This window comes from Burkholderia cepacia (assembly GCF_001039005.1).
Classification (GTDB): Bacteria; Pseudomonadota; Gammaproteobacteria; order Burkholderiales; family Burkholderiaceae; genus Burkholderia; species Burkholderia theae.
Genome location: NZ_LDWR01000055.1, coordinates 132,471 through 155,341, shown reverse-complemented (window position 1 = coordinate 155,341; position 22,871 = coordinate 132,471). Strand labels below are relative to the sequence as shown.

The window sequence follows — 22,871 nt, the reverse complement described above, 5'->3', positions numbered from 1 at the left end:
CCTTCACGGCAACCCGTGGCCGGCATCGCGCGCCGCGGGCCGATCACGCGTCCGGATCGACGCGCAGCACGAGCTTGCCGCGATGGTCGCCGTCGAACAGGCGATTCAGCACATCGGGCGCGTTTTCGAGACCGTCGGCCACGGTTTCCTCGGCCTTGAGCCGGCCGTCGCGCAACCAGCCCGCGAGCGTCTGCACGGCTTCGCGGCTCTTGCGGTAATCGAGGATCAGGAAGCCGCGCATCGTCAGCCGCTTCGAGATCAGCACGCCGACGTCGTCGGCCGCGCGCCCGCTGTTGTAGTTCGAGATCACGCCGCACAACGCGACACGCCCGCCGATCACCATCCGCGACAACACCGCGCGCATCACCTCGCCGCCGACGTTCTCGAAATTGACATGCACGCCGTCCGGCGTCGCCGCCTTCAACTGCTGGCGGAAATCGTCGGCCTTGTAGTCGACGGCCGCATCGAAGCCGAGCGTCTCGGTCAGGTAACGGCACTTGTCCGCCCCGCCCGCGATACCGACCACGCGCGCGCCGTGGATCTTGCCGATCTGCCCGGCGATCGAGCCGACCGACCCGGCGGCCGCCGACACGACCAGCGTTTCGCCGGGCTGCACCGGCGCGATGTCGGTCAGCCCGTAGTACGCGGTCAGCCCGCTCATCCCGCACGCGCCGAGCAGCGTCGGCAGCGGCAGGCCCGACTGCGCGGGCAGCTTCACGAGCTGCGCGGCCTGGTCGGCCGGCACGACCGCGTAGTCCTGCCAGCCGACCAGCCCCTGCACGAGATCGCCTTCCGCGAAACCGGCATGGCGCGACGCGACCACGCGCCCGATGCCGAGTGCGCGCATCACCTCGCCAATCGCGACGGGCGGCAGGTACTGCGGCACGTCGCTCATCCACACGCGGTTGGTCGGGTCCATCGACAGGTACTGCACGCGCACGAGCACCTCGCCGTCCGCGAGCGCCGGCACCGGCGTCTCGACGAACGAGAAGTGTTCGCGGCCGACCCGCCCTTCCGGGCGCGTCTTCAGCAGCAGTTGGCGGTTCACGGGTGTCGACACGATGTTCTCCTCCGGTAGTTGTTGTGCGGGATGCGCGTCAGACCGCGCACATGCCGCCGTCGATCACGAGTTCGGCGGCCGTCACGAAGCGGCTCTCGTCGGATGCGAGATATACGGCCGCATGCGCGACGTCGTCCGGCTCGCCGAGCCGGCGCAGCGGAATGCCGCGTGCGAGCTTGCGCGTTGCGTCGCGTTCGCCGAGCGTCTGGAACAGCGGCTCGACGATCCCCGTGCGGATGAACGCCGGGTGAATCGAGTTGCAGCGCACGTCGATCTCGCGGCGTGCGCAGTCGATCGCGACCGACTTCGTCAGCGACGCGACCGCCGCCTTCGACGCGTTGTACGCGGTGAAATCCGGCTCGACCTTGAACGCGGCGACCGACGAGATGTTGATGATCGACGCGGGATGGCTCTCGGCCAGGTAGGACAGCGCATGCTTGCAGCCGAGCACGATACTCTCGACGTTGATCGCCATCACGCGCCGCCACTCGTCCAGCTCGATTTGCGCGGGCGAGCCGATCGAGCCGACGCCCGCGTTGTTGACGAGCACCGACAGCCCGCCCATCGCATCGGTCGCCTGCGCAAGCAGCGCCTGCCAGCGCGCTTCGTCGCGCACGTCCTGCGTCGCGGCGAACGCGACCGGCGTCGCATGGCTCGCGTTGAGTTCCTGTGCGAATGCGTCGAGCACCGCTGCTTCGGCGATGTCGGTCACGAACACGCGTGCGCCCTGCTCGACCATCCGCCGTGCGATCGCGCGGCCGAGGCCGCCCGCGGCGCCCGTGATGTAAGCGCACTTGCCTGCGAGGCGCGAAGAAACGACTGTCATGGAACCTGCTCCTATCGTGAATCGTCGTCGCGCAACGCTGCCGCGACGGGTTTTCCGTGCGTATCCCGGCTGACAGATGCCGGTTGACGGCGCCTCGTCGTGACGAGGTGCCTGACGGTTTCCTCAAGTATATCGAGACGAACGTGACGCGCGCCGGGCAAGCCGGGCAGCCGGCCGCCGGTCGAACGACAGCCAGCGTACGCGAATGCCGCCAATCGATGAAATGAATAATCGTTATGCCCGGTCATAGATTCTGTTCATGACCTTCGCACGCCCGCAGCAATACGCAAGCCGGTGCGGCCGATCCCGCGAATCGGCCGGTTGTTTAACTCAGGGGGATAACGAACGTTGCGTTCCGCGATGGACGGGAAGCGATCGGAAAGAGGAATCGGGCAATTGCCTGGCGATCGCCGGCAACCCCACAGCAGCGCGGGCATCCCCGTCGCCGAAACGAACAACCGTCAGAATCCGTCGCCCGACGGCGCGCGCACGAACGCGCAGAGCTGCGGCGAATGCGTGTCGATCATCTGCTGGAACGGCGCACGGTGCCCGTACGCGATGCCGGACACGAGCAGCAGGCAGACCGCCGCGACGCGCGGCGAGAACGCGCGCTGACGCGCACCGTCATAGCCGCGCAGGAACACCAGCGCGACCAGCGCACCGAGCATCCAGCCGACGACGACTTCCGGAATCGTGTGCGAGTGATCGAACACGCGCGCCACCGCCGTGATCGCGCCGACGGCCAGCCCGGCGGCGATGCCGGGCGCCTTCCCCGGCCGGAACGCCTGCCACAGCATCGACAGTGCGACCGTCCACACGGACGTCGACAGCATCGTGTGGCCGCTGATCACGCGGAAATCGAATTGCGGGAGTTCGATGCCGCAACCGGCATACAGGATCTTCGTTGCGCCGACCAGACCCATGCCAGCGGCAAGCAGCACGCTCCAGCGGACCGCGAGGCGCCAGTCGGTCAGCGCCAGCCACGCCGCACACGTCAGCGCGATCGGCAAGGTCAGCGCGGCATCGCCGATGTTGCTGATGTCACTCCACATAACGGACTTCGGACAGCTGTCGAAAGGCCGCAGTTTACCGTATGCGCGCCGTGCGTCTGTGTCAGCCTGTTTCAGGCTGTATCAGCCCGCGACACCGGTAATCAAAAGCAGGTTCGTACCGGTGATGACGGCGAACAGCGCCCACGCGGCGACCCGCATCCCGCGGCCGATCGTGTGCGCGCCCATCGTGTTGCGATCGCTGACCGACCGGATCAGCGGCCACATCGCGAACGGCAGTTGCAGGCTCAGCAGCACCTGGCTCCAGACGAGCAATTGCCCGACCGAGCCGTCGCCGAGCCACAGCACGCCGATCAGCGCCGGCACGAGCGCGAGCCCGCGCGTGATCAGCCGGCGCTGGTAGCACGGGATCTTCGTATGCAGGAAGCCGTCCATGATCACCTGGCCGGCGATCGTGCCGGTCAGCGTCGAGCTTTGCCCCGACGCGAGCAGCGCGATGCCGAACAGCAGCGCGGCCGCGCCGCCCGCGATCGGCGTGATCAGCTTGTAGGCCTGCTCGATGTCGGTCACGTTGTGCTGGCCCGTCGCATGGAACGCCGCGCCCGCGACGATCAGGATCGCCGCATTGACGAGCATCGCGACGAACAGCGACACGCAGGTATCGATGCGCACGAGCGCGAGCGTGTCGCGGACCACGCCGCGCGCGCCGCCGACGACATGCCGCGTCTGCACGACCGACGAATGCAGATACAGGTTGTGCGGCATGATCGTCGCGCCGACGATGCCGAGCGCGAGCACGATCGCGTCCTTGCGGTCGTGACCCGGATCGCCGGGCACGAGCCCGCCGACCACCGCGTGCCAGTCGGGCGGCGTGATCGCGACCTGCGCGACGAAGCAGAACGCCATCGTCGCGATCAGCGCGAGCACGATCGCCTCGATCTGCCGGAAGCCTTTGCCCTGCAGCCCGAGCACGATCAACGTGTCGAGCGCGGTCAGCACGATCCCCCACGCGAGCGGCACGCCGAGCAGCAGCTTGAACGCAAGCGCGCAGCCGAGGACTTCCGCGATGTCGCACGCGATGATCGACACTTCGGCGGTGACCCACTGCACGATCCGGCCGAGCCGGCCGTAGCGGTCGTAGCTGGCCTGCGCGAGATCCTTGCCCGCGACGAGGCCGAGCCGCGCCGCGAGCATCTGCAGGAAGATCGCCGCGAGGCTCGAGAACGCGACGACCCACAGCAGCGAATAGCCGAACTGCGAGCCGGCCTGGATGTCGGTCGCCCAGTTGCCGGGATCCATGTAGCCGATCGCCACGAGCAGGCCGGGGCCGAAGAAACGCTTGAGCTTCTGCCAGCGCGGCGCGCCGGCGTCGATCGTGATGCTGCCCTTTACTTCCGACGGGCAGAAAGGGGCAGTGGCGGTAGTGGGGAGGAAGGGCATGGAAACCGGGGATCGAGATCGCGACACGACGATTCTACGGGTATCCGTCCCGTTTTCTCGCGCGCGTCGGCGCATGCGGCGCAACGCGTCTCGTCGCCCACACAAAACGCGGCTGCAGGCTCCTCGTCCGCATCGCGCAACGCGGCGCCGTGGGCGAGGATCTTGTCCCGCTCGGCGACGCGAAATTCGGTCGGCGACATCAGCAGGCGCTGGCGAAACAGCTTCGCGAGCCGCTCGCCGCTGCCGAACCCCGTGCGGCGCGCGACCTTGTCGGCCGGCAGCGTTGTGTGGATCAGCATGTGGCACGCACGCTCGAGCCGCACGTGCTGGACGAACTCGGTCGGCGTGACGCCGATCTCCTTCTTGAAGCGCCGCAGGAAATTGCGCTCGCTCATCGCGGCAGCCTGCGCGGCGTTCGCGATCGAGATGCGGTTCACGCTCTGCGCGCGCAACCGCTGCGCCGACATCCGGATCGACGGGCTCGCGCTCAGTTCGCGGAACGCCCACATCGATTGCGCATAGCGCTGCTCGACCGGCCGCAACATGTTGCTGGCGATCTCCCGCGCGGCGCTGTCGCCGAGATCGTCGCGGAACATGTCGAGCGCGGCGGCGAACACGTCGGTTTCGCCGGCCTCCAGTTCGATCGTCGTGGCCGCACGGCGCCCGGCGCGGCCGGGCCGCATGTCGATCGCCGCCGACGGCCGCTGCGTGGCCGCGAGCGCGGGCAAGTCCATCGCGTCGACGATCCAGCGCGCATGATGCCGAATGTCGGTCAGGCGCCGCTGCAATGCGTCATCCCAGTTGACGGCCGCGCGGTCGCCGTGAAGATGAAAGAACGCGAGCGCACGGCGACTGTGCTCGTCGCCGAGCGGATCGGCGGCGATTCTCACGCCGGACGACGACTGCAACAGTCCCCCGCTTTCGGATACGTACTTCAACTGGTAATCCGCACTGAACGCATGCAGGCGATTCGCCAGATTGAAAGCCTCGCCAAGACGCGCGGCCTGGGCCAACGAAAACCCCGTACTCAAATAGATAACGACCCACCTCTGATCTGCTGCATTCACTGGCCAAGCCCCCGACTTGTTTCGACTTCTTCTAATACCGTCGAACTGTCAGGCTTATATTTGGTTTGAATGCGCGCGACAGGACGGCTATCCCGAAATATGAAGCGACGGCATCTTAGCCGAACGGGTCACGCCTTTGGCGCGAAATGGCCGACGGGGACAGCATGATGGCGGATTACTACAGGCTGTCACGGGCCGCCGGTATGCCGGCACAGAATCGTGCTTCTCGACGCGGCCGATTGTTGCGACCGTCATGCATCGCGGGCCGCATTGTGTCGCAGCGCGTATCGGTTCGAACGGCATCGACATGCAGCGAACGCCATCGATCGCCGTGCATGAAAGCCCGCGCATCCGTTGCCTGCGCATCCTTTAGAATCGATCCACCGTTTACCACCCCGCCCGCGCCCCGTGCCCGCCGATCACCGTCTCGACCTGAACCTGTTTCGCGTGCTCGACGCCGTCTACGTGCACGGCGGCATCGGCGCGGCCGCCCGTGCGCTGCATCTCACGCAGCCGGCCGTCACGCATGCGCTCAACCGGCTGCGTGCGCATTTCGACGATCCGCTGTTCGTGCGCCAGGGCAACCGCGTCGTGCCGACCGAGCGCACCCGTTCGATCATCGCGGACGTGCAGTTGCACCTGAAAGGCCTGCAGAGCACCGCGCGCGACCCGTCGGCATTCGATCCCGCGACGCTCGACCTGAGCATCGCGGTAGGTATTCGCGACGTGCTCGAATCGATCGCGCTGCCGCGGATCGTCGCCGCGTTCGCCGACGAAGCGCCGGGCCTGCGGCTCGTGAGCCGCCGCATCGCGGTGCCCGACATCGAGCGCGAACTCGCATCGGGCAATCTCGACCTCGTCGTCGATCGTCGCGTGCAGACGGGCCCGCGCATTGCGACCGAACACCTGCTCGACGATTCGCTCGTCGTCGCGCTGCGCCGCGATCATCCGCTCGCGCGCGACGCGCTGCGGCGCGGCGATTATTTCGCGGCGCAGCATATCGCGGTGTCGTCGTTCGGCGGACCGCAATCGCTCGACGTGCTGCTCGGCAGCGACGGACGCTTCCGCGATATCCGGCTCACCTGCCAGCACTATTTCGCCGCGTGCCAGATCGCGGCGACCGGCGACCTGCTGGTCACGCTGCCGCACACCTATGCGTTGCGGATGGTCGCGCTGCTGCCGATCGTCGTGCGGCCGCTGCCGCTGCGGATCAAGCCGTTCCCGCTCCTCGCGTACTGGCACGAATCGCGCGATACCGATCGCGCGCACCAGTGGGTGCGTGAACGCATCGCCGCGCTCGTGCGCAGCAGCGCCGGCGCCGCCGACGCGTAGCACGCTGCGGACGCCGTTCCGGGCGAAACGCTATGCTGACGGCTTTGCGCTGCCACGCAGCGCCTGCCGCCTTCTTACCGCTTACCGGAGACTTGCCATGTCGCTCATCCATGCCGCTGCCGTCCTCGATGCCGACGCGCCCGACTACGTCGTCCAGCTGCAGGCCGGCACGCACGCGCTGACCGGCGACGAAGGCCCACGCGAAGGCGGCCAGGACCGCGGGCCGGCGCCGTACGAGTTCGTGCTCGCCGGTCTCGCGCAATGCACGGCCGCGACGCTGCGGATGTATATGCAGCGCAAGTCGTGGCCGGCCGCGCGCATCGACGTGCGCACCGAGCTGCATGCCGATCGCGAAGGCGTGCAATACGTGCGCCGCGTCGTGACGCTCGACGGCCCGCTCGACGACGCGCAACGCCAGCGCCTCGCGGAGATCTGCGAGAAGACGCCGGTCACGCAGTTCATCAAGCGCGGTACGCGGATCGAGACGACGTTGAACTGACGCGCGATCGCCACGCGCAAAACAAAACGGGCGGGCCGCGCACGATGCGCGGCCCGCCCGTCCTTCGATGCAGTCAGGCGCTTACAGCCCGAGCGCCGACAGATCCAGCTTGCCGCCCTTCATCGGCGGGCACCAGAAATACGCGCCCGTCAGCGGCCGCGTGAAACGGAACAGGCCGTCGACGATGCCGTCATCCGCGCCGCTCATCCGGCGCATCTGCACGTCGAACGCGCGGAACGAGCAGCCGAACGCGACGAAGTACAGGCCCGCGCGGCGCGCGTCCGACCACGGCGACGAACGGCGCAGCATGAATGCCTCGGGCTCGAAGCTTTCCTGCGCGGTGCGCTTCACGTGCGCGAACTCGGGCGCGTCGTCGAGTTCCTCGTTGTCCGAACGGCGGCGCCCGATGATGTTGTCCATGTCGCCGGACGGGATGCGCTCCATCTGGTCGAAGTCGTGCAGCCACTGCTGCACCGCGACGAAACTCGCGCCGTCGAGCCCCGCGCCCTGCCCCGATACGATCGCCGCGTCGAGCGCGTCGTCGCCGGTCGGGTTCTCGGTGCCGTCCTCGTAGCCGGACAGGTCGCGATCGTTCGAATAGCGGAAACCGTCGACCGCGTCCTGCAGCGCGAACGCCGGCGCCAGCGCGCGTTCGATCGCCCGCGCACGCAGCACGATCTCGCCGCGGTCGTCGGCGCGCAGCCAGACCCATACGTCGGCCGGCGTCGCCGGCAGCGTGCGGTCCTTCACCGCGAACGCCGGGTAATCGGTCAGGCCCGGAACCGGGCGCCCGAGGTGCGCCGCCAGCGCCTGTCCGAAACCGACGACCGTATCGCGCCCGTCGACGATCTCGCGCAACGCGGCGAGTGCCGCCGCCACATTGCCGTCATTCGAAATCGTGAAAGTGAGGTATCGGGCCGCCGTATCGATCGGAGCCAGGATGCCTTGCTGAACGTCGCTCATCGTTTCCTCAGGAATGGTTCGTGGTGAATCTGCGAGGGCCGCGTCGCGGGTCGCTCGTCATGCCGGGGCCCCGCCGCGGACAGCCCGCGAAAGCAGGGCCGAAACCCTGAATACTAACCGTATCGACGCCGCAACGCCGCATTCGTCGGACGTTGCAGCGCGCCGGACAGTACTGATAGAATCTTTACACGTCTTTTCGGCGTCCTTTCAACCGTTCACTTCAGGGGAGGTGCAGATGTTCCGAATGTCAGCAACCTTCCCGAACGTGGTCCCACGGCGTAGCTGATCCAGCCCGCCGTCCGCGCCGGCTCCCGAGTTTTCCGCTGACCCGTCAGCCGCGCTTTTTCCCGACAGCCCGTTTCGTTCCGCCCGCGTTTTCAGCGCGGCTCCGGCTGTTGCGTTTTCGACGTTCTCCGAACCGGAAAGTCCCGTCGCGCGATGCGCCGGGCAACGATACATGACCAGAAAAACCACCCAACTGGGCGGCCATGCATTCCAGGCCGTCTTCGGCTTCACCTTCCGCTACTGGCGCCAGCAGCCGGCCCGCATCGCCACGGTCGCGGCGTTCGCGCTGCTCGCCGCACTCGCCGACGTGCTCACGCCGCTGTTCGCCGGCCGCCTCGTCGACGCGCTGTCGATCGGCCTGACCGACCGCGCCGCCGCGTGGCATTCCGCCGTCGCCGCGTTCGGCACGCTCGCCGCGCTCGGCATCGGCGCGACGCTGCTGCGGCAAGGCGTCTACCTGAACATCATCACGCTCACGCTGAAGATGATGAGCGAGATCGCCGCCGCGTCGTTCCACCGCGTGCAGCGCTTCTCGACCGACTGGCACGCGAACAGCTTCGCGGGTTCGACCGTGCGCAAGATCACGCGCGGCATCTGGGCGCTCGACCTGCTGAACGACACCGTGCTGATCGCGCTGCTGCCGTCGGTCACGATGCTGGTCGGCGCAACCGTGCTGCTCGGCACGCACTGGCCCGTGATGGGGCTCGTCGTCGGCGTGGGCTCGCTGCTGTACATCTCGGTGACGGTCGCCGTGTCGCTCGGCATCGTCGCGCCGGCCGCGCGGCTCGGCAACCTGTGGGATACGCGCATGGGCGGCGCGCTCGCCGACGCCGTGAGCTGCAACGCGGTCGTCAAGGCGTTCGGCGCGGAAACGCGCGAGGAAGCGCGGCTCGCGCGCGTGATCGGCAAGTGGCGCCAGCGCACGCGCCGCACGTGGGTGCGCGGCACGTTCAACGGCGGGCTGCAGGGCGCGATGCTCGTCGCGATGCAGGCCGCGATGATCGGCGTCGCGCTGCGGCTGTGGGCGAACAACGAGGCGAGCGTCGGCGACATCGCGTTCGCGCTGACGATGTTCTTCATGCTGCAGGGTTACCTGCGCGACGTCGGCATGCACATCCGCAACCTGCAGCGTTCGGTCAACGACATGGAAGAACTCGTCGCGCTCGAACGCCAGCCGCTCGGCATCGACGATCGTCCCGACGCGCCGGCAATCCGGATCGGGCAAGGCGAGATCCGCTTCGAGCACGTGACGTTCCGCTACGGCAACCATCCGGTGCCGCTGTACGACGACTTCTCGATGCGGATCGCGCCGGGCGAACGCGTGGGCCTCGTCGGCCACTCGGGGTCGGGCAAGACGACGTTCATCAAGCTGATCCAGCGCCTGTACGACGTGTCGGGCGGCCGCATCACGATCGACGGGCAGGACATCGCGCGCGTGCGGCAGGATTCGCTGCGAGGCCAGATCGCGATCGTCCAGCAGGAGCCCGTGCTGTTCCACCGCACGCTCGCGGAGAACATCGCGTATGCGCGCCCCGACGCGAGCCGCGCGGACATCGAGCGCGCCGCGCGCCTCGCCAGCGCGCACGACTTCATCGTCGCGCTGCCGGACGGTTATGACACGCTCGTCGGCGAACGCGGGATCAAGCTGTCGGGCGGCGAGCGCCAGCGCGTCGCGATCGCGCGCGCGTTCCTCGCCGATGCGCCGATCCTGATCCTCGACGAAGCGACGTCGAGCCTCGACAGCGAAAGCGAGCTGCTGATCCAGCAGGCGATGGAGCGGCTGATGGTCGGCCGCACGACGCTCGTGGTCGCGCACCGGCTGTCGACCGTGCGCGCGCTCGACCGGCTGCTCGTGCTCGATCGCGGCAAGGTGATCGAGGAAGGCAGTCACGACGCGCTGATCCGCATCGACGGCGGCATCTACCGCCGGCTGTTCGAGCGGCAGGCGCTGGAGCTCGCGAAGGGGCTCGCCGATTCGCCGCGGCGCACCGCGGACGATGACGCCGGGCCGCTCGGCGAACCGGCCGAGGCGTGATGCAGGCGGGTCGCGATGCGGCCCGGCGGTGGGGTCATCACTGCCGGGCCGTGTCGACCCGACCGGATTCGGATCGAGGCCGTGCCACGTGCACGGCCTTTTTCTCGTCTGCGGATATCGCCGGCTGCCCCTGAGCCACGCGCCACGGCACCGCCTTTTCCGGGATCACTTATCATGTCGGCCAGGAAATTTGCGACGAGGGATCGATCATGTTTACAGGAATTGTCCAGGGCGTAGGCGCCATCAAGGCCATCAAGGATCACGGGGAGCTGCGCACTTTCAGCATCGAATTCCCCGAGCGGTTTACCGACGACATCGAGATCGGCGCCAGCGTGTCGGTCGACGGCGTCTGCCTGACGGTGACGACGATCCATTCGCCGGAACTGATCGACTTCGACGTGATGTTGCCGAGCCTGAAAATCACCACGCTGGCCGACCTGTCGACCGGCGCACGAATCAACGTGGAGCGGGCCGCGAAGGACGGCGCGGAAATCGGCGGACATCCGCTGTCCGGCCATGTCGACTTCCCGGGGACCATCCTGCACATCGCAACGTCCGAGCACAACCGGATGATCCGCATCGGCGTGCCGGCCGAATTCAAGCGATACGTGTTTGCGAAGGGCTATATCGCGATCAACGGCTGCAGCCTCACCGTTTCGGACGTCAATCGCGACGAAGGCTGGTTCGAGATCTGGCTGATTCCCGAAACGCGGCGCGCGACGACCTTCGATGCGAAGGGCGTCAACGACAAGGTCAACATCGAGATCGAGCGAAGCACCCAGGTCGTCGTCGATACGATCCGGGAATCGGTCAAGGAAACGCTCGGCGAATTGACCGGCATCGTCACGACGTTACTGGCAGAAAAAGGCGTCGATATCGAGGAACTGCTGGCCCGCCATGTCGCGCGACTGCCGAAGAAGTAACAACGGCTGCCGGTTGGCTAGGTGATCCGCTGGATCACCGAGTACCGGCTGCCGTCGGAAAACACCTCGACCCACGGTTCCGATTCGTCGAACGTCAGAGGAAGAATTTAAGGGTAGCTCGTGATCCCCGCCCGGATGACGGGCAACCACGATGCGTCGATAAAGCGCGCTATGTCGGCCGCAACTCGCTCGGGTGCGCCATCGCTCGCAAACCGTTTGCAGTTCAGGCGCATGAACGCAGGGAACCGATCGCGGATCTTGCGCATCTCGTCTGCTTCATTGGCGTTCAGATACGGTCTCGACATTTGACGGCTCACGACAAGTTTCGCGCAGCGCTCGAGGTCGAACGCGGGTAACAGGAGAGACGTCAGCGCGTCCTCCTCGATACAACGGCGAAGTGCCGAATAGGTCGGTGCAACATCCGCCGGATACAGCATGAACCCGGACGAAACCGCGCAAATCGTGGGCGCCGAAATATCGCGTTTGAGTTGCTCGTATAGCCGGACGTTGTGCGCTGCGTATTCGGTATACCCGTGGTCCCGGATGAAGTCGGCGATGTTTCCGTGCGACGCCAGGAAGCATTGATCCACATCGAGAAACCGCCAGTTCAAGCGATCCGCAACGATCGCCCCGACGGTTGTTTTGCCGGCGCCTCCCGGCCCGACGAGATGAGCAAGCAACGACACGTTCAACCTCCGACATCGCATGGTTCGAGCTCGTGGATGAGCCATGACGAATCTGCTTTCAAGCCCGCCTCACTCCACTTCAGCCTGCGCCCCCTTCCCCACCGCCACGCGCTGCGCGCGATAAATCCCCGCGTGCCCCGAAAACAGATACGCGACGACACATGCGACGATCGCATACACGCCGATGTCCGCGCCGAACAGTTCGATCGCCATGATCGTCGACGCGATCGGCGTGTTGGCCGCGCCCGCGAACACCGCGACGAAGCCGAGCCCCGCGAGCACGGGCACCGGCAGCGCCAGCACCTGGCCGAGCGCGTTGCCGAGCGTCGCGCCGATGTAGAACAGCGGCGTCACTTCACCGCCCTTGAACCCCGACGCGAGCGTGACGACGGTGAACGCGAACTTGCCCGCGAAATCGTAGAGCGGCAGCGGGCCGTGAAACGCGGCCTCGATCGTCGGGATGCCGAGACCGAGATACTGCGGCACATTCAGCGCGGTGGCGGCCGCGGCGACCAGCAGGCCGCCGAGCACCGGCTGCAGCGGCGCATAGTGGATCACGCGGCGGAACCACGCGGTCAGCGCATGCGTCGCATACGCGAACAGCCGGCCGACGACGCCGAACGCGATGCCCGCCACGACCGTCACGGCCAGCCCCGTCGCCGACACGGCCGGCACGAACGGAATCGCATAGGCCGTGTGATGCACGCCCCACGCGCGGCACACGACGTCCGCGACGATCGCCGACGCGACGCAGGTCAGCAGCGCGTCGTACCGCACGCGCCCGATCGCAAGCACCTCGAGCCCGAATACGGCGCCCGCGAGCGGCGTGCCGAACACCGACGCGAAACCGGCCGCGATGCCGCCCATCAGCAGCACGCGGCGATGCTCGCGATCGAGACGGAACACGTGCGTGACGCGATCGGCGAGCGCGCCGCCCATCTGCACGGCGGTGCCCTCGCGGCCGGCCGAGCCGCCGAACAGGTGCGTGACGACGGTCGCGACGAGCACGAGCGGCGCCATCCGCTTCGGCACGAGCGCCTTCGGGTCGTGAATCTCGTCGATCAGCAGGTTGTTGCCGCGCGCGACCGACTGGCCGAAACGATGGTAGATCCATCCGGTCGCGAAACCGGCGGCCGGCAGCCCCCACAGCAGCCACGGATGCGCAACGCGCGTGCCGGTCGCCCAGTCGAGCGCAATCAGGAACAGCGCGGAAGCCGTGCCGGCCAGCGCGCCGAGCAGGGCCGAGAGCGCGAGCCAGCGGCACACGTAGCGCACGGTCGCGAGAAGATCGGCAGAAGTCGTGAAAAACATGATTTCCAGATTCGACAGAACATCAAAACCTGGGCGGCAGAATACCGCATGGACGGCCTGCGACCTCCTGACAACCCAGGAACACGCAGGCATCATCAGCCGGGCAAACCGGCGGTTGAGGGCCGCACCGCGCGCAACGCGCCGAAAACGACCGCAGGGAGGCATGCCATCTCCGCAGGCCGCAATTGTACGTGACGCCGCGCATCGCACGCAATGCGGCCGCCGGCGCACCGGAACCAGACAGTGTCGCGCCCCCGGCGCGCCGTCAGTCGCGCAGCGGGCGCGTGATGCGCGAGATCAGTTGGGGCGCGATCCGATCGAGCGGCAGGATCGCCGACGCCGCGCCGATCGCCGCGGCCGCCTTCGGCATCCCGTAGACGGCGCTGGTCGCCTCGTCCTGCGCGATCGTGTAGCAGCCCTTCGCGCGCATCGCCTTCAGGCCGAGCGCGCCATCGCGCCCCATTCCCGTCAGCAGCACGCCGAACGCATCGCCCTGCCAGCCGTCGGCAACGCTGTTGAAGAACACGTCGATCGACGGCCGATACGGCGTCTCGACCGGATGCCGCGTATAGCCGAGCACGCCGCGCGGCGACAGATACAGGTGGTCGTTGGTCGCCGCGAGCAGGACCTCGCCCGCCTGCGGCACGCTTCCCTGTCGTGCGACGCGCACCGGCAGCCGCGTATAACCGTCGAGCCACTCGGCCATGCCGAGCGCGAACGCCTGGTCGACGTGCTGGACGATCACGATCGCGGCCGGGAAATCGGCCGGCAGCGCGCGCAGCAGCGCGGTGAGCGCGGTCGGCCCGCCCGCCGACGCGCCGATCGCGACGAGCGTCGGCTGGCCGCGTGCGGGCGTCGGCCCCGGCGGCACGAGCGCCGCGGTGCGGCTTTCGAGCAGCCGGCCGATCTGGTCGATCTTCGCGAGCAGCGCCTGCGGCGATGCATCGGTCGACAGCCCGAGCGCGAGCGTCGGCGTGTCGACCGCGTCGAGCGCGCCGGCGCCCATCGCCTCGTAGACCGACGACGTGTTCGCGCTGACGCTCGCCGTCACGATCAGGATCGCGCACGGTGCGCGCTCCATGATCCGGCGCGTCGCGGCGACGCCGTCGACCTTCGGCATCACGAGATCCATCAGCACGACGTCGGGCGGATGCGCGACGCAAAAATCCACCGCCTCGTCGCCGTCGGTCGCGACCCACAGCACGCGGTGGTCCGCACGCAGCGCGAGCACGCGGCGCAGCGCCTCCACGGCCAGCGGCAGGTCGTTGACGATACCGATGTTCATCCGCGCGCGCCCCCGATCAGGTCGTGCACGGCATCGAGTAGCGCCTCGTCGTGGAAGCTGCTCTTCGCGAGGTAGTAGTCGGCGCCGGCGTCGAGCCCGCGGCGGCGATCCTCGTCGCGATCCTTGTACGACACGATCATCACCGGCACGCGCTTGAGCATCGGATCGCTCTTGATCAGCGTGACGAGCTCGATGCCATCCATGCGCGGCATGTCGACGTCGGTGACGACGAGGTCGAATGCGTCGCTGCGCACCGCGTTCCAGCCATCCATCCCGTCGACCGCGACCGTCACATCGTAGCCGCGCTTCTCCAGCAGCTTGCGTTCGAGCTCGCGCACCGTCAGCGAATCGTCGACGACGAGCACGCGGCGGCGCCGGTCGGCGAGCGCGAACTGCGGATCGCGCGTGACGCGCGCAAGCTGCCCGCCGCGCACGAGCTTGTCGACCGAGCGGATCAGATCCTCGACGTCGACGATCAACACGGGGTCGCCGTTCTCGAGCAGCGCGCCGGCCGCGATGTTCTGGATCTTGTGCAGGCGGCTGTCGAGCGGCTGCACGACGAGCATCCGTTCGCCGAGGAAACGGTCGACCGCGACGCCGTACAGCTCGGGCTCGCCGCCGACGACCACGACCGCCGTGCTCGTGCGCACCGCGTCGGGCTCGCCCGCGTCGAGCAGCTGGTGCGCGGCGACGAGGCCCGCGCGCCGGCCGTCGAACGGGAAATGCGGCTGCCCTTCGAGCACGTCGATATCGTCGTGCGCGAGTTCGAGCGTGCGGCGCACATGCGCGAGCGGGAACGCATACGGTTCGCCGCCGACCTCGACGAGCAGGCTGCGGATCACCGACAGCGTGAGCGGCAACTGCAGCACGAAACGCATGCCCGCGCCCGGCTCGTTGAAGATCCGCACCGCGCCGCGCACGCCGCGCACCATCTCCTGCACCGCGTCGAGACCAACGCCGCGGCCCGACACGTCGGTCACCGCGTCGCGCATCGAGAAGCCCGGCAGCAGCAGGAATTCGAGCAGTTCGGGATCGGACAGCCGCGCGGCCGTCTCGTCGTCGGTCAGGCGCTGGCGCACGACCGCCGCGCGCAGCGCGTCCATGTCGACGCCCGGCCCGTCGTCGATCACGCTGACGAGCAGCGAGCCGGCGCTGTGGCGCGCCTCCAGCGTCACGCTGGCCTCGGCCGGCTTGCCGCGCGCGCGCCGCGCGTCGGGCGAATCGACGCCGTGATCGATCGCGTTGCGCAGCAGATGGCCGAGCGGCGCGTCGAGCAGGTCGAGGATGTCGCGATCGACCTGCGTACCCTCGCCGACGATCGAGAAGCGCACCTGCTTGCCGAGCGAACGCGCGAGATCGCGGACGATGCGCGGATACGCACGCGTCGCATCGCCGAACGGCCGCATCCGGCATTGCAGCGCCTCGTCGTACAGCTGCTCGGCGACATGCGTGCTGCGCCGCTCGAAGCGGTCGAATTCGTCCATGCGCTCGGCGAGCGAACGCTGCAGGTCGTTGAGCATGTGCCGCACTTCGTTCATCGACGCGAGCATGCCCGAGTCGAGATCGTCGGCGAACTGTTCGACCATCAGATCGAGCGACCGGGCGGCGTCGCGCTGCGCACGCTTCACGCGCAGCATCGATTCGGCGAACGGCTTGAGCCAGCGCGATTCGACCAGCGATTCGCCGGACAGGCTCAGCAGCCGGTTCAGCGTATCGGCGCGCACGCGGCGCATCGCGCCGGCACCGGCGATACGGCCGGCCTGGGCCGGATCGGGCACCGTGCCCGACACGGCGAGCGGCGGCACGGCGGCGCTTGCGCCAACGGGCTCGTTCGCGGCGCCGTCATGTTCGCGATACGGCACGACCGATGGCGGCACCGGCGGCGGGACGACGGCCGACGCCTGCATCGTCCGGGCGCCGTCGGCGCCCGTCAGCGCCGCCGCGAACACGTCGATCTCGGTCGACGTCACCGGTTGCCCCTGCGGATCGCCGACGCGCACCAGCAGATCGACGCCGGCAAGCAACACGTCGACGTGCGTGGCCGTCAGCGCGATCGTGCCGGCCTGCGCGGCAACGAAGCATTCTTCCATCCGCCCCGCGATGTCGACGCCGAGCGGCACGCCGACGATGCGCGCGGCGCCCTTCAGCGAATGCGCGGCGCGCATGCACGCCTCGAGCGCGACGGAATCGGGCTCGCCCGATTCGAGCGCGAGCAGCCGTTCGGACAGCGCCTGGGTCTGCGTGCGCGTTTCCTCGCGATACAGCTCGAGCAGCGACAGGTGGCTCAGATCGTCATCGCCGTTCATCGCATGCTCCGTGTCACGGCGTCGAACAATCGGTCGTCGTCGAGCAGGCCCACCGACTTGCCGCGCCACGACAGCACGCCGCGCGACAGGCCGGCGCTCGCGCGCCCGACCGTCGCCGGCACGGGCACCCAGTCGGAGGCGCCGAAGCGCAGCACGCCCTCGACTTCGTCGACCGGAAACACGACCGGCTCGCCCTGGTGCGCGGCGACCAGCAACCGCGTGAACCGGCCGTCGCCACCGCCGTTGCCGCCCTTGCCCGCACCGAGGCCGAGCAGCGCGCCGATCGAGATCGCGATGCGCAGCGTGCCGCGAATGTTGACCACGCCGCGCACGGCCGAATTGCGGCGATGCGGCAGCGAATGAATCGGGCGCGTGCCGGCGATCTCGCGCAGCACGCCGATCGGCAGCGCGAGCCATTCGTCGGCCACGCGAAACGCCAGCGCCGCATGGTGCGTATCGTCGTCGGCGCGCACCCGGGTCGTGCCGTACGCGCTGATCCGGCGCGTGGCGTCGGCCATCTCGGCGTCGCCGAGCGGACGCTCGAGCAGCCTCGCCGCGTGATACGCGTAGACCGGACAATTCAGGCAGCGCTGGCAGTCGTTCAGCCGCTCGCACGAGCGGTCGCCGCGCGTGCCGATCCGGTTCCAGCAATCGTCGACGTCGATCGTCGTGTCGTCAGTGGCAGCGGCGTCGCGGTTCATGGAGTCCTCTGGTCATCGCGGTGTCGATCCCGATCCCGTATTCGTATCAGCCGGCCGAGCGCCGTGCGCGCTCGAGCAGCCATTGCGCGCCCGCGCGGTCGCCGCCGACGTCGAGCAGCGTCGCGAGATGGGTCAGCGCCTCGTGGTGCGTGGGCCGCAGGTACAGCGCCTTCCGGTAGAAGTCGCCGGCTTCCGCGGCGCGCCCGCGCGCATCCGCGATCAGCCCGTTCAGATAGAACGCATCGGCATGCGGCCCGACGCGCGCCGAGAACTGCGCGAGCACGCGTTCGGCCTCGTCGAACGCGCCCGCGTTCGCGAGCGCCTGCGCATCCTCGAGCGTCGGCGCGATGCCTTCGGCGACGGGTGCGGCGGCTTCCGCCACCACCGACCGCCCGGCCCGCGCATCGAACGCGGCCGTGTTCACCGCCGGCGGCGTCGCCGCGAACGGCTGCAGCCCGTCGCCGAGCCAGACCGGCGGCGCGACCGCCACCACCGGTCGCGGCGCCGCGACCGGGGCAACCGTGAAGCGCTCGCGCCGGTACGGCGCCGCCGTGTGCAGCGGCGCGGCCGGCCGGGCCGCGTACGCATCGGCCACCGCGCCGGCTGGCTCGCGATGAAACGCGAATGCCAGCGGCACGCGCGCCGAGCGCATCCCGTGCCGCATCGCGACGCCTGTTTCGGCCGGCCCGACGAACAGCATGCCGTCGTCGACGAGCAGCCCGTCGAGCGAGCGGATCACACGATCCTGCGCGTCGCGGTCGAAGTAGATCAGCACGTTGCGACAGAACACGAAGTCGTAGCGAATGCCCGTATCCGCACCCGGATCGACGAGGTTCGCGTGACGGAACTGCACGCAAGCACGCACGCGCTCGTCGAGCAACCAGCCGTCGCTGGCCGGCGTGAAGTACCGCGCGCGAAACTCCGTCGCGGTACCGCGGAACGCGTTGCGTCCGTAACAGCCGAGCCGCGCCTGCTCGATCGCGCGCGCACTGAGGTCGATCGCGTCGATCGCGAAGCTGGCCGGGTCGAGCCCCGCGTCGAGCAGCGCCATTGCCGCCGAATACGGCTCCTCGCCCGTCGAGCACGGCGCGCTCAGCACGCGAATCACGCGGCCGGGCATCGCGGCGAACCGTTCCGCCGCGAGCCGCGCGAGCGTCGCGAATGCCTCGCGGTCGCGGAAGAACCACGTCTCGGGCACGACGAACAGCTCGATCAGCGCGCGCCGCTCGTCGGCCGATGCGTTGAGCTGCTGCCAGTACGCGTCGAGCGCTTCCTGCGTCACCGGCGGCCGCGCGGCCGACAGCAGGCGCTCGCCGTCCGCCTGCAGCGCATGCACGCGTTCCGTCAGCGCACGCGTGAGAAATTCGTTGCCGAGCGAATCGGGGTCGATGCCGGTCTCGCGCAGCAGCCAGCCGCGAAATCGCGATTCGGACTCTTTCATGCGGACTCCCCCCCGTGGCCCGGCAGGCCGTCGAACAGATACAGGCGCGCGACGTCGTCGATCAGGTCGGTCACCGACACCTGCTGCACGACGCCGTCGGGCGTGTTCGCGACGAGCCCGAGCCAGCGCGTGCGCGCGGTCGAGATGCCGCTTGCGCGAAACGCCGCGCGGTCGATCCGCATCGTCTGCGTCGCGCGCTCGACGATCAGGCCAATCACGCGCTCGCCGTCGCCCTGGCCCGCGCCGTAGCGCACCATCACGAGCCGCGTCGAGCGCAGCGCTTGCGCACGCCGCCCGAGCGCCAGCATCGGCACGTCGATCACCGGCACCGGCTGGCCGCCGCGCATCAGCAGCCCGGCGATCCATTCGGGTGCGCCGGGCACGGCCTTCGTGGTCGCGAGCGGCAGCACCTCCTCGATGCCGGCCGCGTCGAGCGCATAGCGCCCGCCGTCGAGTTCGAACATCAGGAACAGCGCGTGCGCGCCGTTCTGCGGATCGGCGCGCGTCACGCGTCGACCTTGAAACGCGACACGCTGGTACGCAACTGGTTCGCGACCAGCGTCAGGTCGTCGATCGCCTGCGACGACTGGCGCAGCGACTCGGCCGTCTGCTGCGCGGCCTCCGACAGCTGCGACAACGCCTGCGTGATCTGCTCGGCGCCGTTCGCCTGCGTCTGCATCCCTTCGTTGACCATCTGGAAGCGCGGCGCGAGCGTCTGCACCTCGGCGATGATCTGCGACAGCTGCCCGCCGACCTGCTGCACATCGAGCATCCCGCGGCGCACTTCCTCGGAGAACTTGTCCATCCCCATCACGCCCGCCGACACGGCCGACTGGATTTCCTTCACCGTCTGCTCGATGTCGTAGGTCGCCACGGCCGTCTGGTCGGCGAGGCGGCGGATCTCGGTCGCGACCACCGCGAAACCGCGGCCGTACTCGCCGGCCTTCTCGGCCTCGATCGCCGCGTTCAGCGACAGCAGATTGGTCTGGTCGGCCACCTTGGTGATCGTCGCGACCACCTGGTTGATGTTCAGCGCCTTCTCGTTGAGGATCGCGAGCTTCGCGTTCACCGAACCGGCCGCGTCCATCACGCTGCGCATCGTCTCGCCCATCCGCGTGAGCCCGCTCTGGCTCACGCCCGCGAGCGTCGCCGACTGTTCGGCCACGCCGGCCACCTCGTTCATGGTGCGCAGCAGGTCGCGCGACGTCGCGAAGATCTCGCGCGAGGTCGCGCCGATCTCGGTCGTCGTCGCCGCGGTTTCGTTCGCGGTCGCCTGCTGTTCGCGCGACGTCGCCGCGATCTCGGCGACCGACGTCGTCACCTGCAGCGATGACTGCTGCGCGCGAGAGACGAGCTCGGTCAGCTCGTCGGCCATCCGGTTGAAGCCCGTCTCGAGCGTACCGAATTCGTCGCGGCGGCGCAGGTCGAGGCGACGCGTCAAGTTGCCGGTGCGCATCACGTCGTGCACCTCGACGAGCCGCGCCATCGGCACCGTGACCGAACGGAACAGCCCGTAGCCGAGCCCCAGCGCGGACAGCAGCACGATCGCCAGCGCCGTCGCGAGCACGACCTCGGTGTCCTGCACGGATTCGCGAATCAGCTTCGCCGACTGCTCGGCGAACTTGCGGTTTTCCTGCACCAGGATGTTCGCGTTGCGCACGACCTCGCTCCACGCCGGCAGCGCCTTCGCATAGGCGCCGACCGCGTCGTTGTGCGACGTGCGGCTCTGCTGCACCGCATCGTTCAGGAGCGGCAGGTAGCGGTCATAGGCGCCGCGGAAGGTCGCGAAGCGCTGCCGGTCGTCGTCGCGGAACGTCGTCGCCTGGTAGTCGACCGACAGCGCGTCGATCTCCTTCACCGCATCGGCGATCTTCGCGAGATCGCGATGCACGTTTTCAGGGTCGGTTTCGACGAAGATCGCCTGCTGCAGCAGCGTGAACGATTCGTTGACCGAACCGCGCAGCGACGACGCGAGGTACACGCCGGGCAGCGAGTCGCGCTCGATGCTGACGGCTTCGCTGTTGATCGCGCGCAGTCGCTCGTACGACACGCCGGCTGTCACCAGCATCAGCACGAACAGCACGCCGAAGCTGAGCAGGATGCGATTGCCGAGCGTCAGCCGGGCAGCGCCGATCGTCGGATGCAGGCTTTCATTGGTCGCGCGGGGCGTCACGGTGGCCATGTTCGTTATGGGCTTTCTAAAATCAGCGTTGAAAAAATCCGCGCCCGCCTGCGCGCCGGACGGCGCGCCACGAGCGCATCGGGGTCGGATGCGGAAGGCGCGGCGCCGGCAGGCCGCGCCGCGAAATCACCGCTCCGCTTGCACCGGCAGCCGAAGCGCGACCATGAAGCCGCGCGCCGTATTGCGCATCAGGATCTGGCCGCGATGCCGCGCCGCCGTCGCGCGGACGAACGCGAGCCCGAGGCCGAAGCCGCCGCGCGCCGCGCCATGCGCGGATTCCAGCTGCACGAACGACTCGGTCGCGGCCGTGCGCTGCTCCGGTGCGATGCCGGCGCCGGTATCCTCGACGCCGATCTGCCAGGCACCGTCCTCGCCGCTCAGCGTGCAGTGCACGTCCGTGCCGGCCGGGCCGTACTTCAGCCCGTTGTCGATCAGGTTCGCGACCGCGCGCGTGAGCATCATGCGGTCGCCCATCGTCACGCACTCGGTGTCGGGCACGTGCGCGACGACCCGGCTGCCGAGCCCGGCCGCCTTCTCCCAAAGCTGGTCGACGGCATCGACCACGATCTCGTTGAGGCTGACGACCTCGTGCGCGCGCCGCTCGGACTGCGCGCGGGTCAGGTGGATGAAGCCGTCGGCGAGCGCGAGCGCGCGCCGCGCATGGCCGGCGATGCGCTCCATGATCGCCGGCATGTCGCCGTGCTCGGTCCGGTAGACGTCGAGCAGCGCGAGGATCGACGTCTGCGGCGAACGCATGTCGTGCGACAGGAAATCGAGCGCCTCGTCGCGCTGCCGCGACATCAGGTACGAATTCGAGTGATAGCGGATCCGCGCGGTCAGCTCCATCGCGTCGGGGAGCTTCACCAGATAGTCGTTCGCGCCGGCGATGAAGGCCTCGCGCTTGACGATCGGCTCCTCCTTCGCGGACAGCACGATGATCGGCACGCGTGCGGTGCCGGCATCCGCGCGCCATGCGCGGACGAGATCGAGGCCGTCGATCTCCGGCATCACGAGATCCTGCAGGATGACCGTCGGCTTCACGTCGCGCGCGACCGCCATCGCCCGGTGCGCGTCGGTGCACACGTGCAGGTCGATGTCGTGTTCGCTGCGCAGCGCGCGACGGATCACCTCGCCGACGAACGGTTGATCGTCGACGAGAAGGACTGATAACCCCGATTCAAGACAATCCGAGGCATTATCACCGCTTGATTCTTTCATAAATACAGTTTCAAACGCCGAAACTCCAATCGATTCTTTCATAGGAGTTGTTTATCCGACTTGGACACTATCTCATTTTGGCGGTTGAAAACCCCACCCGATTTCGCCGATTTGGCCTGTCGGCACTGCTTTGCAGGGATCCGGACGTCGTTTTTTCCCCGTCGACGGCCGCATTACCTCCGCATTCTTTCTCTCAATAAAGATAACCGGCTGATTCTAAATGAAAATAGAACACAGCATCTATCTCCTTCGGTTCAGTTTTGCCAAATATTCAGAAAGAGCCGGAATCAGATAAATCGGA

19 protein-coding genes and 1 riboswitch are annotated in these 22,871 nt (G+C 68.2%); of the genes, 4 read left to right on the top strand and 15 right to left on the bottom strand.

Annotation, left to right across the window (positions count from 1 at the left end):
* Window positions 1-43: 43 nt before the first annotated feature.
* The 5 genes from VL15_RS29255 to VL15_RS29235 all read right to left on the bottom strand — a co-directional run bounded on the left by VL15_RS29255 (window position 44) and on the right by VL15_RS29235 (window position 5,349).
* The gene (locus tag VL15_RS29255; RefSeq protein WP_048250174.1) at window positions 44-1,060 is read right to left on the bottom strand and encodes an NADP-dependent oxidoreductase; all 1,017 of its coding nucleotides are present in this window, start codon (window positions 1,058-1,060) and stop codon (window positions 44-46) included.
* 37 nt (window positions 1,061-1,097) lie between these two features.
* Entirely contained in the window at window positions 1,098-1,886 is a 789-nt protein-coding gene (locus tag VL15_RS29250) for an SDR family oxidoreductase (protein ID WP_048250173.1), read from the bottom strand.
* A 461-nt stretch (window positions 1,887-2,347) separates the two neighbouring features.
* Window positions 2,348-2,938: a phosphatase PAP2 family protein gene (locus tag VL15_RS29245; protein ID WP_048250172.1), complete on the bottom strand. Its 591-nt coding sequence runs from the start codon at window positions 2,936-2,938 to the stop codon at window positions 2,348-2,350.
* 81 nt (window positions 2,939-3,019) lie between these two features.
* Window positions 3,020-4,336 (bottom strand): Nramp family divalent metal transporter, encoded by a 1,317-nt coding sequence (locus VL15_RS29240; protein ID WP_048250171.1) that lies wholly within the window; start codon window positions 4,334-4,336, stop codon window positions 3,020-3,022.
* Complete coding sequence (locus tag VL15_RS29235) at window positions 4,285-5,349, bottom strand: helix-turn-helix domain-containing protein (RefSeq protein WP_048250170.1); 1,065 nt, start codon at window positions 5,347-5,349, stop codon at window positions 4,285-4,287. The genes VL15_RS29240 and VL15_RS29235 overlap by 52 nt, the downstream gene beginning before the upstream one ends.
* A gap of 462 nt (window positions 5,350-5,811) precedes the next feature.
* On the opposite strand from VL15_RS29235, the gene VL15_RS29230 reads away from it, so the two are divergent.
* Together VL15_RS29230 and VL15_RS29225 are read left to right on the top strand one after the other, a co-directional pair.
* Window positions 5,812-6,735 (top strand): LysR family transcriptional regulator, encoded by a 924-nt coding sequence (locus tag VL15_RS29230; protein WP_048250169.1) that lies wholly within the window; start codon window positions 5,812-5,814, stop codon window positions 6,733-6,735.
* Between the two features lie 97 nt (window positions 6,736-6,832).
* On the top strand, window positions 6,833-7,234 hold the full coding sequence (locus tag VL15_RS29225) for an OsmC family protein (RefSeq protein ID WP_048250168.1): 402 nt from the start codon (window positions 6,833-6,835) through the stop codon (window positions 7,232-7,234).
* A gap of 81 nt (window positions 7,235-7,315) precedes the next feature.
* Here the strand turns inward: VL15_RS29225 and VL15_RS29220 are convergent, their stop codons facing one another.
* Window positions 7,316-8,197: a Dyp-type peroxidase gene (locus VL15_RS29220; RefSeq protein ID WP_048250167.1), complete on the bottom strand. Its 882-nt coding sequence runs from the start codon at window positions 8,195-8,197 to the stop codon at window positions 7,316-7,318.
* A gap of 457 nt (window positions 8,198-8,654) precedes the next feature.
* Between VL15_RS29220 and VL15_RS29215 the strand changes: the two genes are divergently transcribed.
* On the top strand, window positions 8,655-10,517 hold the full coding sequence (locus VL15_RS29215; RefSeq protein ID WP_048250166.1) for an ABC transporter ATP-binding protein: 1,863 nt from the start codon (window positions 8,655-8,657) through the stop codon (window positions 10,515-10,517).
* 209 nt (window positions 10,518-10,726) lie between these two features.
* Window positions 10,727-11,440 carry a riboflavin synthase gene (locus VL15_RS29210; protein WP_048250165.1) on the top strand — a complete coding sequence of 238 codons (714 nt, stop codon included), beginning with the start codon at window positions 10,727-10,729 and terminating at the stop codon, window positions 11,438-11,440.
* A 107-nt stretch (window positions 11,441-11,547) separates the two neighbouring features.
* On the opposite strand, the gene VL15_RS29205 is transcribed toward VL15_RS29210, so the two are convergent.
* From VL15_RS29205 to VL15_RS29165, 9 genes are all read right to left on the bottom strand, one after another.
* Complete coding sequence (locus VL15_RS29205; RefSeq protein WP_230684556.1) at window positions 11,548-12,126, bottom strand: shikimate kinase; 579 nt, start codon at window positions 12,124-12,126, stop codon at window positions 11,548-11,550.
* A gap of 69 nt (window positions 12,127-12,195) precedes the next feature.
* On the bottom strand, window positions 12,196-13,437 hold the full coding sequence (locus tag VL15_RS29200) for a voltage-gated chloride channel family protein (RefSeq protein ID WP_048250163.1): 1,242 nt from the start codon (window positions 13,435-13,437) through the stop codon (window positions 12,196-12,198).
* Window positions 13,438-13,516: 79 nt separating this feature from the next.
* Window positions 13,517-13,620, bottom strand: a riboswitch (Fluoride riboswitch).
* An 82-nt stretch (window positions 13,621-13,702) separates the two neighbouring features.
* Window positions 13,703-14,722, bottom strand: a complete 1,020-nt coding sequence (locus VL15_RS29195) for a chemotaxis response regulator protein-glutamate methylesterase (protein WP_048250162.1) — start codon at window positions 14,720-14,722, stop codon at window positions 13,703-13,705.
* Window positions 14,719-17,028: a hybrid sensor histidine kinase/response regulator gene (locus tag VL15_RS29190; protein ID WP_048250161.1), complete on the bottom strand. Its 2,310-nt coding sequence runs from the start codon at window positions 17,026-17,028 to the stop codon at window positions 14,719-14,721. Before VL15_RS29190 ends, VL15_RS29195 begins: the two co-directional genes overlap by 4 nt.
* Window positions 17,025-17,729 carry a chemotaxis protein CheW gene (locus VL15_RS29185; protein ID WP_048250160.1) on the bottom strand — a complete coding sequence of 235 codons (705 nt, stop codon included), beginning with the start codon at window positions 17,727-17,729 and terminating at the stop codon, window positions 17,025-17,027. Before VL15_RS29185 ends, VL15_RS29190 begins: the two co-directional genes overlap by 4 nt.
* A 46-nt stretch (window positions 17,730-17,775) precedes the next feature.
* Complete coding sequence (locus VL15_RS29180) at window positions 17,776-19,170, bottom strand: CheR family methyltransferase (RefSeq protein WP_048250159.1); 1,395 nt, start codon at window positions 19,168-19,170, stop codon at window positions 17,776-17,778.
* The gene (locus VL15_RS29175; protein ID WP_048250158.1) at window positions 19,167-19,679 is read right to left on the bottom strand and encodes a chemotaxis protein CheW; all 513 of its coding nucleotides are present in this window, start codon (window positions 19,677-19,679) and stop codon (window positions 19,167-19,169) included. Before VL15_RS29175 ends, VL15_RS29180 begins: the two co-directional genes overlap by 4 nt.
* Window positions 19,676-21,352 carry a methyl-accepting chemotaxis protein gene (locus VL15_RS29170; RefSeq protein ID WP_048250157.1) on the bottom strand — a complete coding sequence of 559 codons (1,677 nt, stop codon included), beginning with the start codon at window positions 21,350-21,352 and terminating at the stop codon, window positions 19,676-19,678. The genes VL15_RS29175 and VL15_RS29170 overlap by 4 nt, the downstream gene beginning before the upstream one ends.
* A gap of 126 nt (window positions 21,353-21,478) precedes the next feature.
* The gene (locus VL15_RS29165) at window positions 21,479-22,612 is read right to left on the bottom strand and encodes a hybrid sensor histidine kinase/response regulator (RefSeq protein WP_048250156.1); all 1,134 of its coding nucleotides are present in this window, start codon (window positions 22,610-22,612) and stop codon (window positions 21,479-21,481) included.
* Between the last annotated feature and the right edge of the window lie 259 nt (window positions 22,613-22,871).

What these genes read in the sequence shown, in the direction of transcription:
- VL15_RS29250 (WP_048250173.1), bottom strand. Translation starts at nt 1,886, where the DNA reads ATGACAGTCGTTTCTTCGCGCCTCGCAGGCAAGTGCGCTTACATCACG.
- VL15_RS29245 (WP_048250172.1), bottom strand. Translation starts at nt 2,938, where the DNA reads ATGTGGAGTGACATCAGCAACATCGGCGATGCCGCGCTGACCTTGCCG.
- VL15_RS29240 (WP_048250171.1), bottom strand. Translation starts at nt 4,336, where the DNA reads ATGCCCTTCCTCCCCACTACCGCCACTGCCCCTTTCTGCCCGTCGGAA.
- VL15_RS29225 (WP_048250168.1), top strand. Translation starts at nt 6,833, where the DNA reads ATGTCGCTCATCCATGCCGCTGCCGTCCTCGATGCCGACGCGCCCGAC.
- VL15_RS29220 (WP_048250167.1), bottom strand. Translation starts at nt 8,197, where the DNA reads ATGAGCGACGTTCAGCAAGGCATCCTGGCTCCGATCGATACGGCGGCC.
- VL15_RS29215 (WP_048250166.1), top strand. Translation starts at nt 8,655, where the DNA reads ATGACCAGAAAAACCACCCAACTGGGCGGCCATGCATTCCAGGCCGTC.
- VL15_RS29210 (WP_048250165.1), top strand. Translation starts at nt 10,727, where the DNA reads ATGTTTACAGGAATTGTCCAGGGCGTAGGCGCCATCAAGGCCATCAAG.
- VL15_RS29200 (WP_048250163.1), bottom strand. Translation starts at nt 13,437, where the DNA reads ATGTTTTTCACGACTTCTGCCGATCTTCTCGCGACCGTGCGCTACGTG.
- VL15_RS29195 (WP_048250162.1), bottom strand. Translation starts at nt 14,722, where the DNA reads ATGAACATCGGTATCGTCAACGACCTGCCGCTGGCCGTGGAGGCGCTG.
- VL15_RS29190 (WP_048250161.1), bottom strand. Translation starts at nt 17,028, where the DNA reads ATGAACGGCGATGACGATCTGAGCCACCTGTCGCTGCTCGAGCTGTAT.
- VL15_RS29185 (WP_048250160.1), bottom strand. Translation starts at nt 17,729, where the DNA reads ATGAACCGCGACGCCGCTGCCACTGACGACACGACGATCGACGTCGAC.
- VL15_RS29180 (WP_048250159.1), bottom strand. Translation starts at nt 19,170, where the DNA reads ATGAAAGAGTCCGAATCGCGATTTCGCGGCTGGCTGCTGCGCGAGACC.
- VL15_RS29170 (WP_048250157.1), bottom strand. Translation starts at nt 21,352, where the DNA reads ATGGCCACCGTGACGCCCCGCGCGACCAATGAAAGCCTGCATCCGACG.
- VL15_RS29165 (WP_048250156.1), bottom strand. Translation starts at nt 22,612, where the DNA reads ATGAAAGAATCGATTGGAGTTTCGGCGTTTGAAACTGTATTTATGAAA.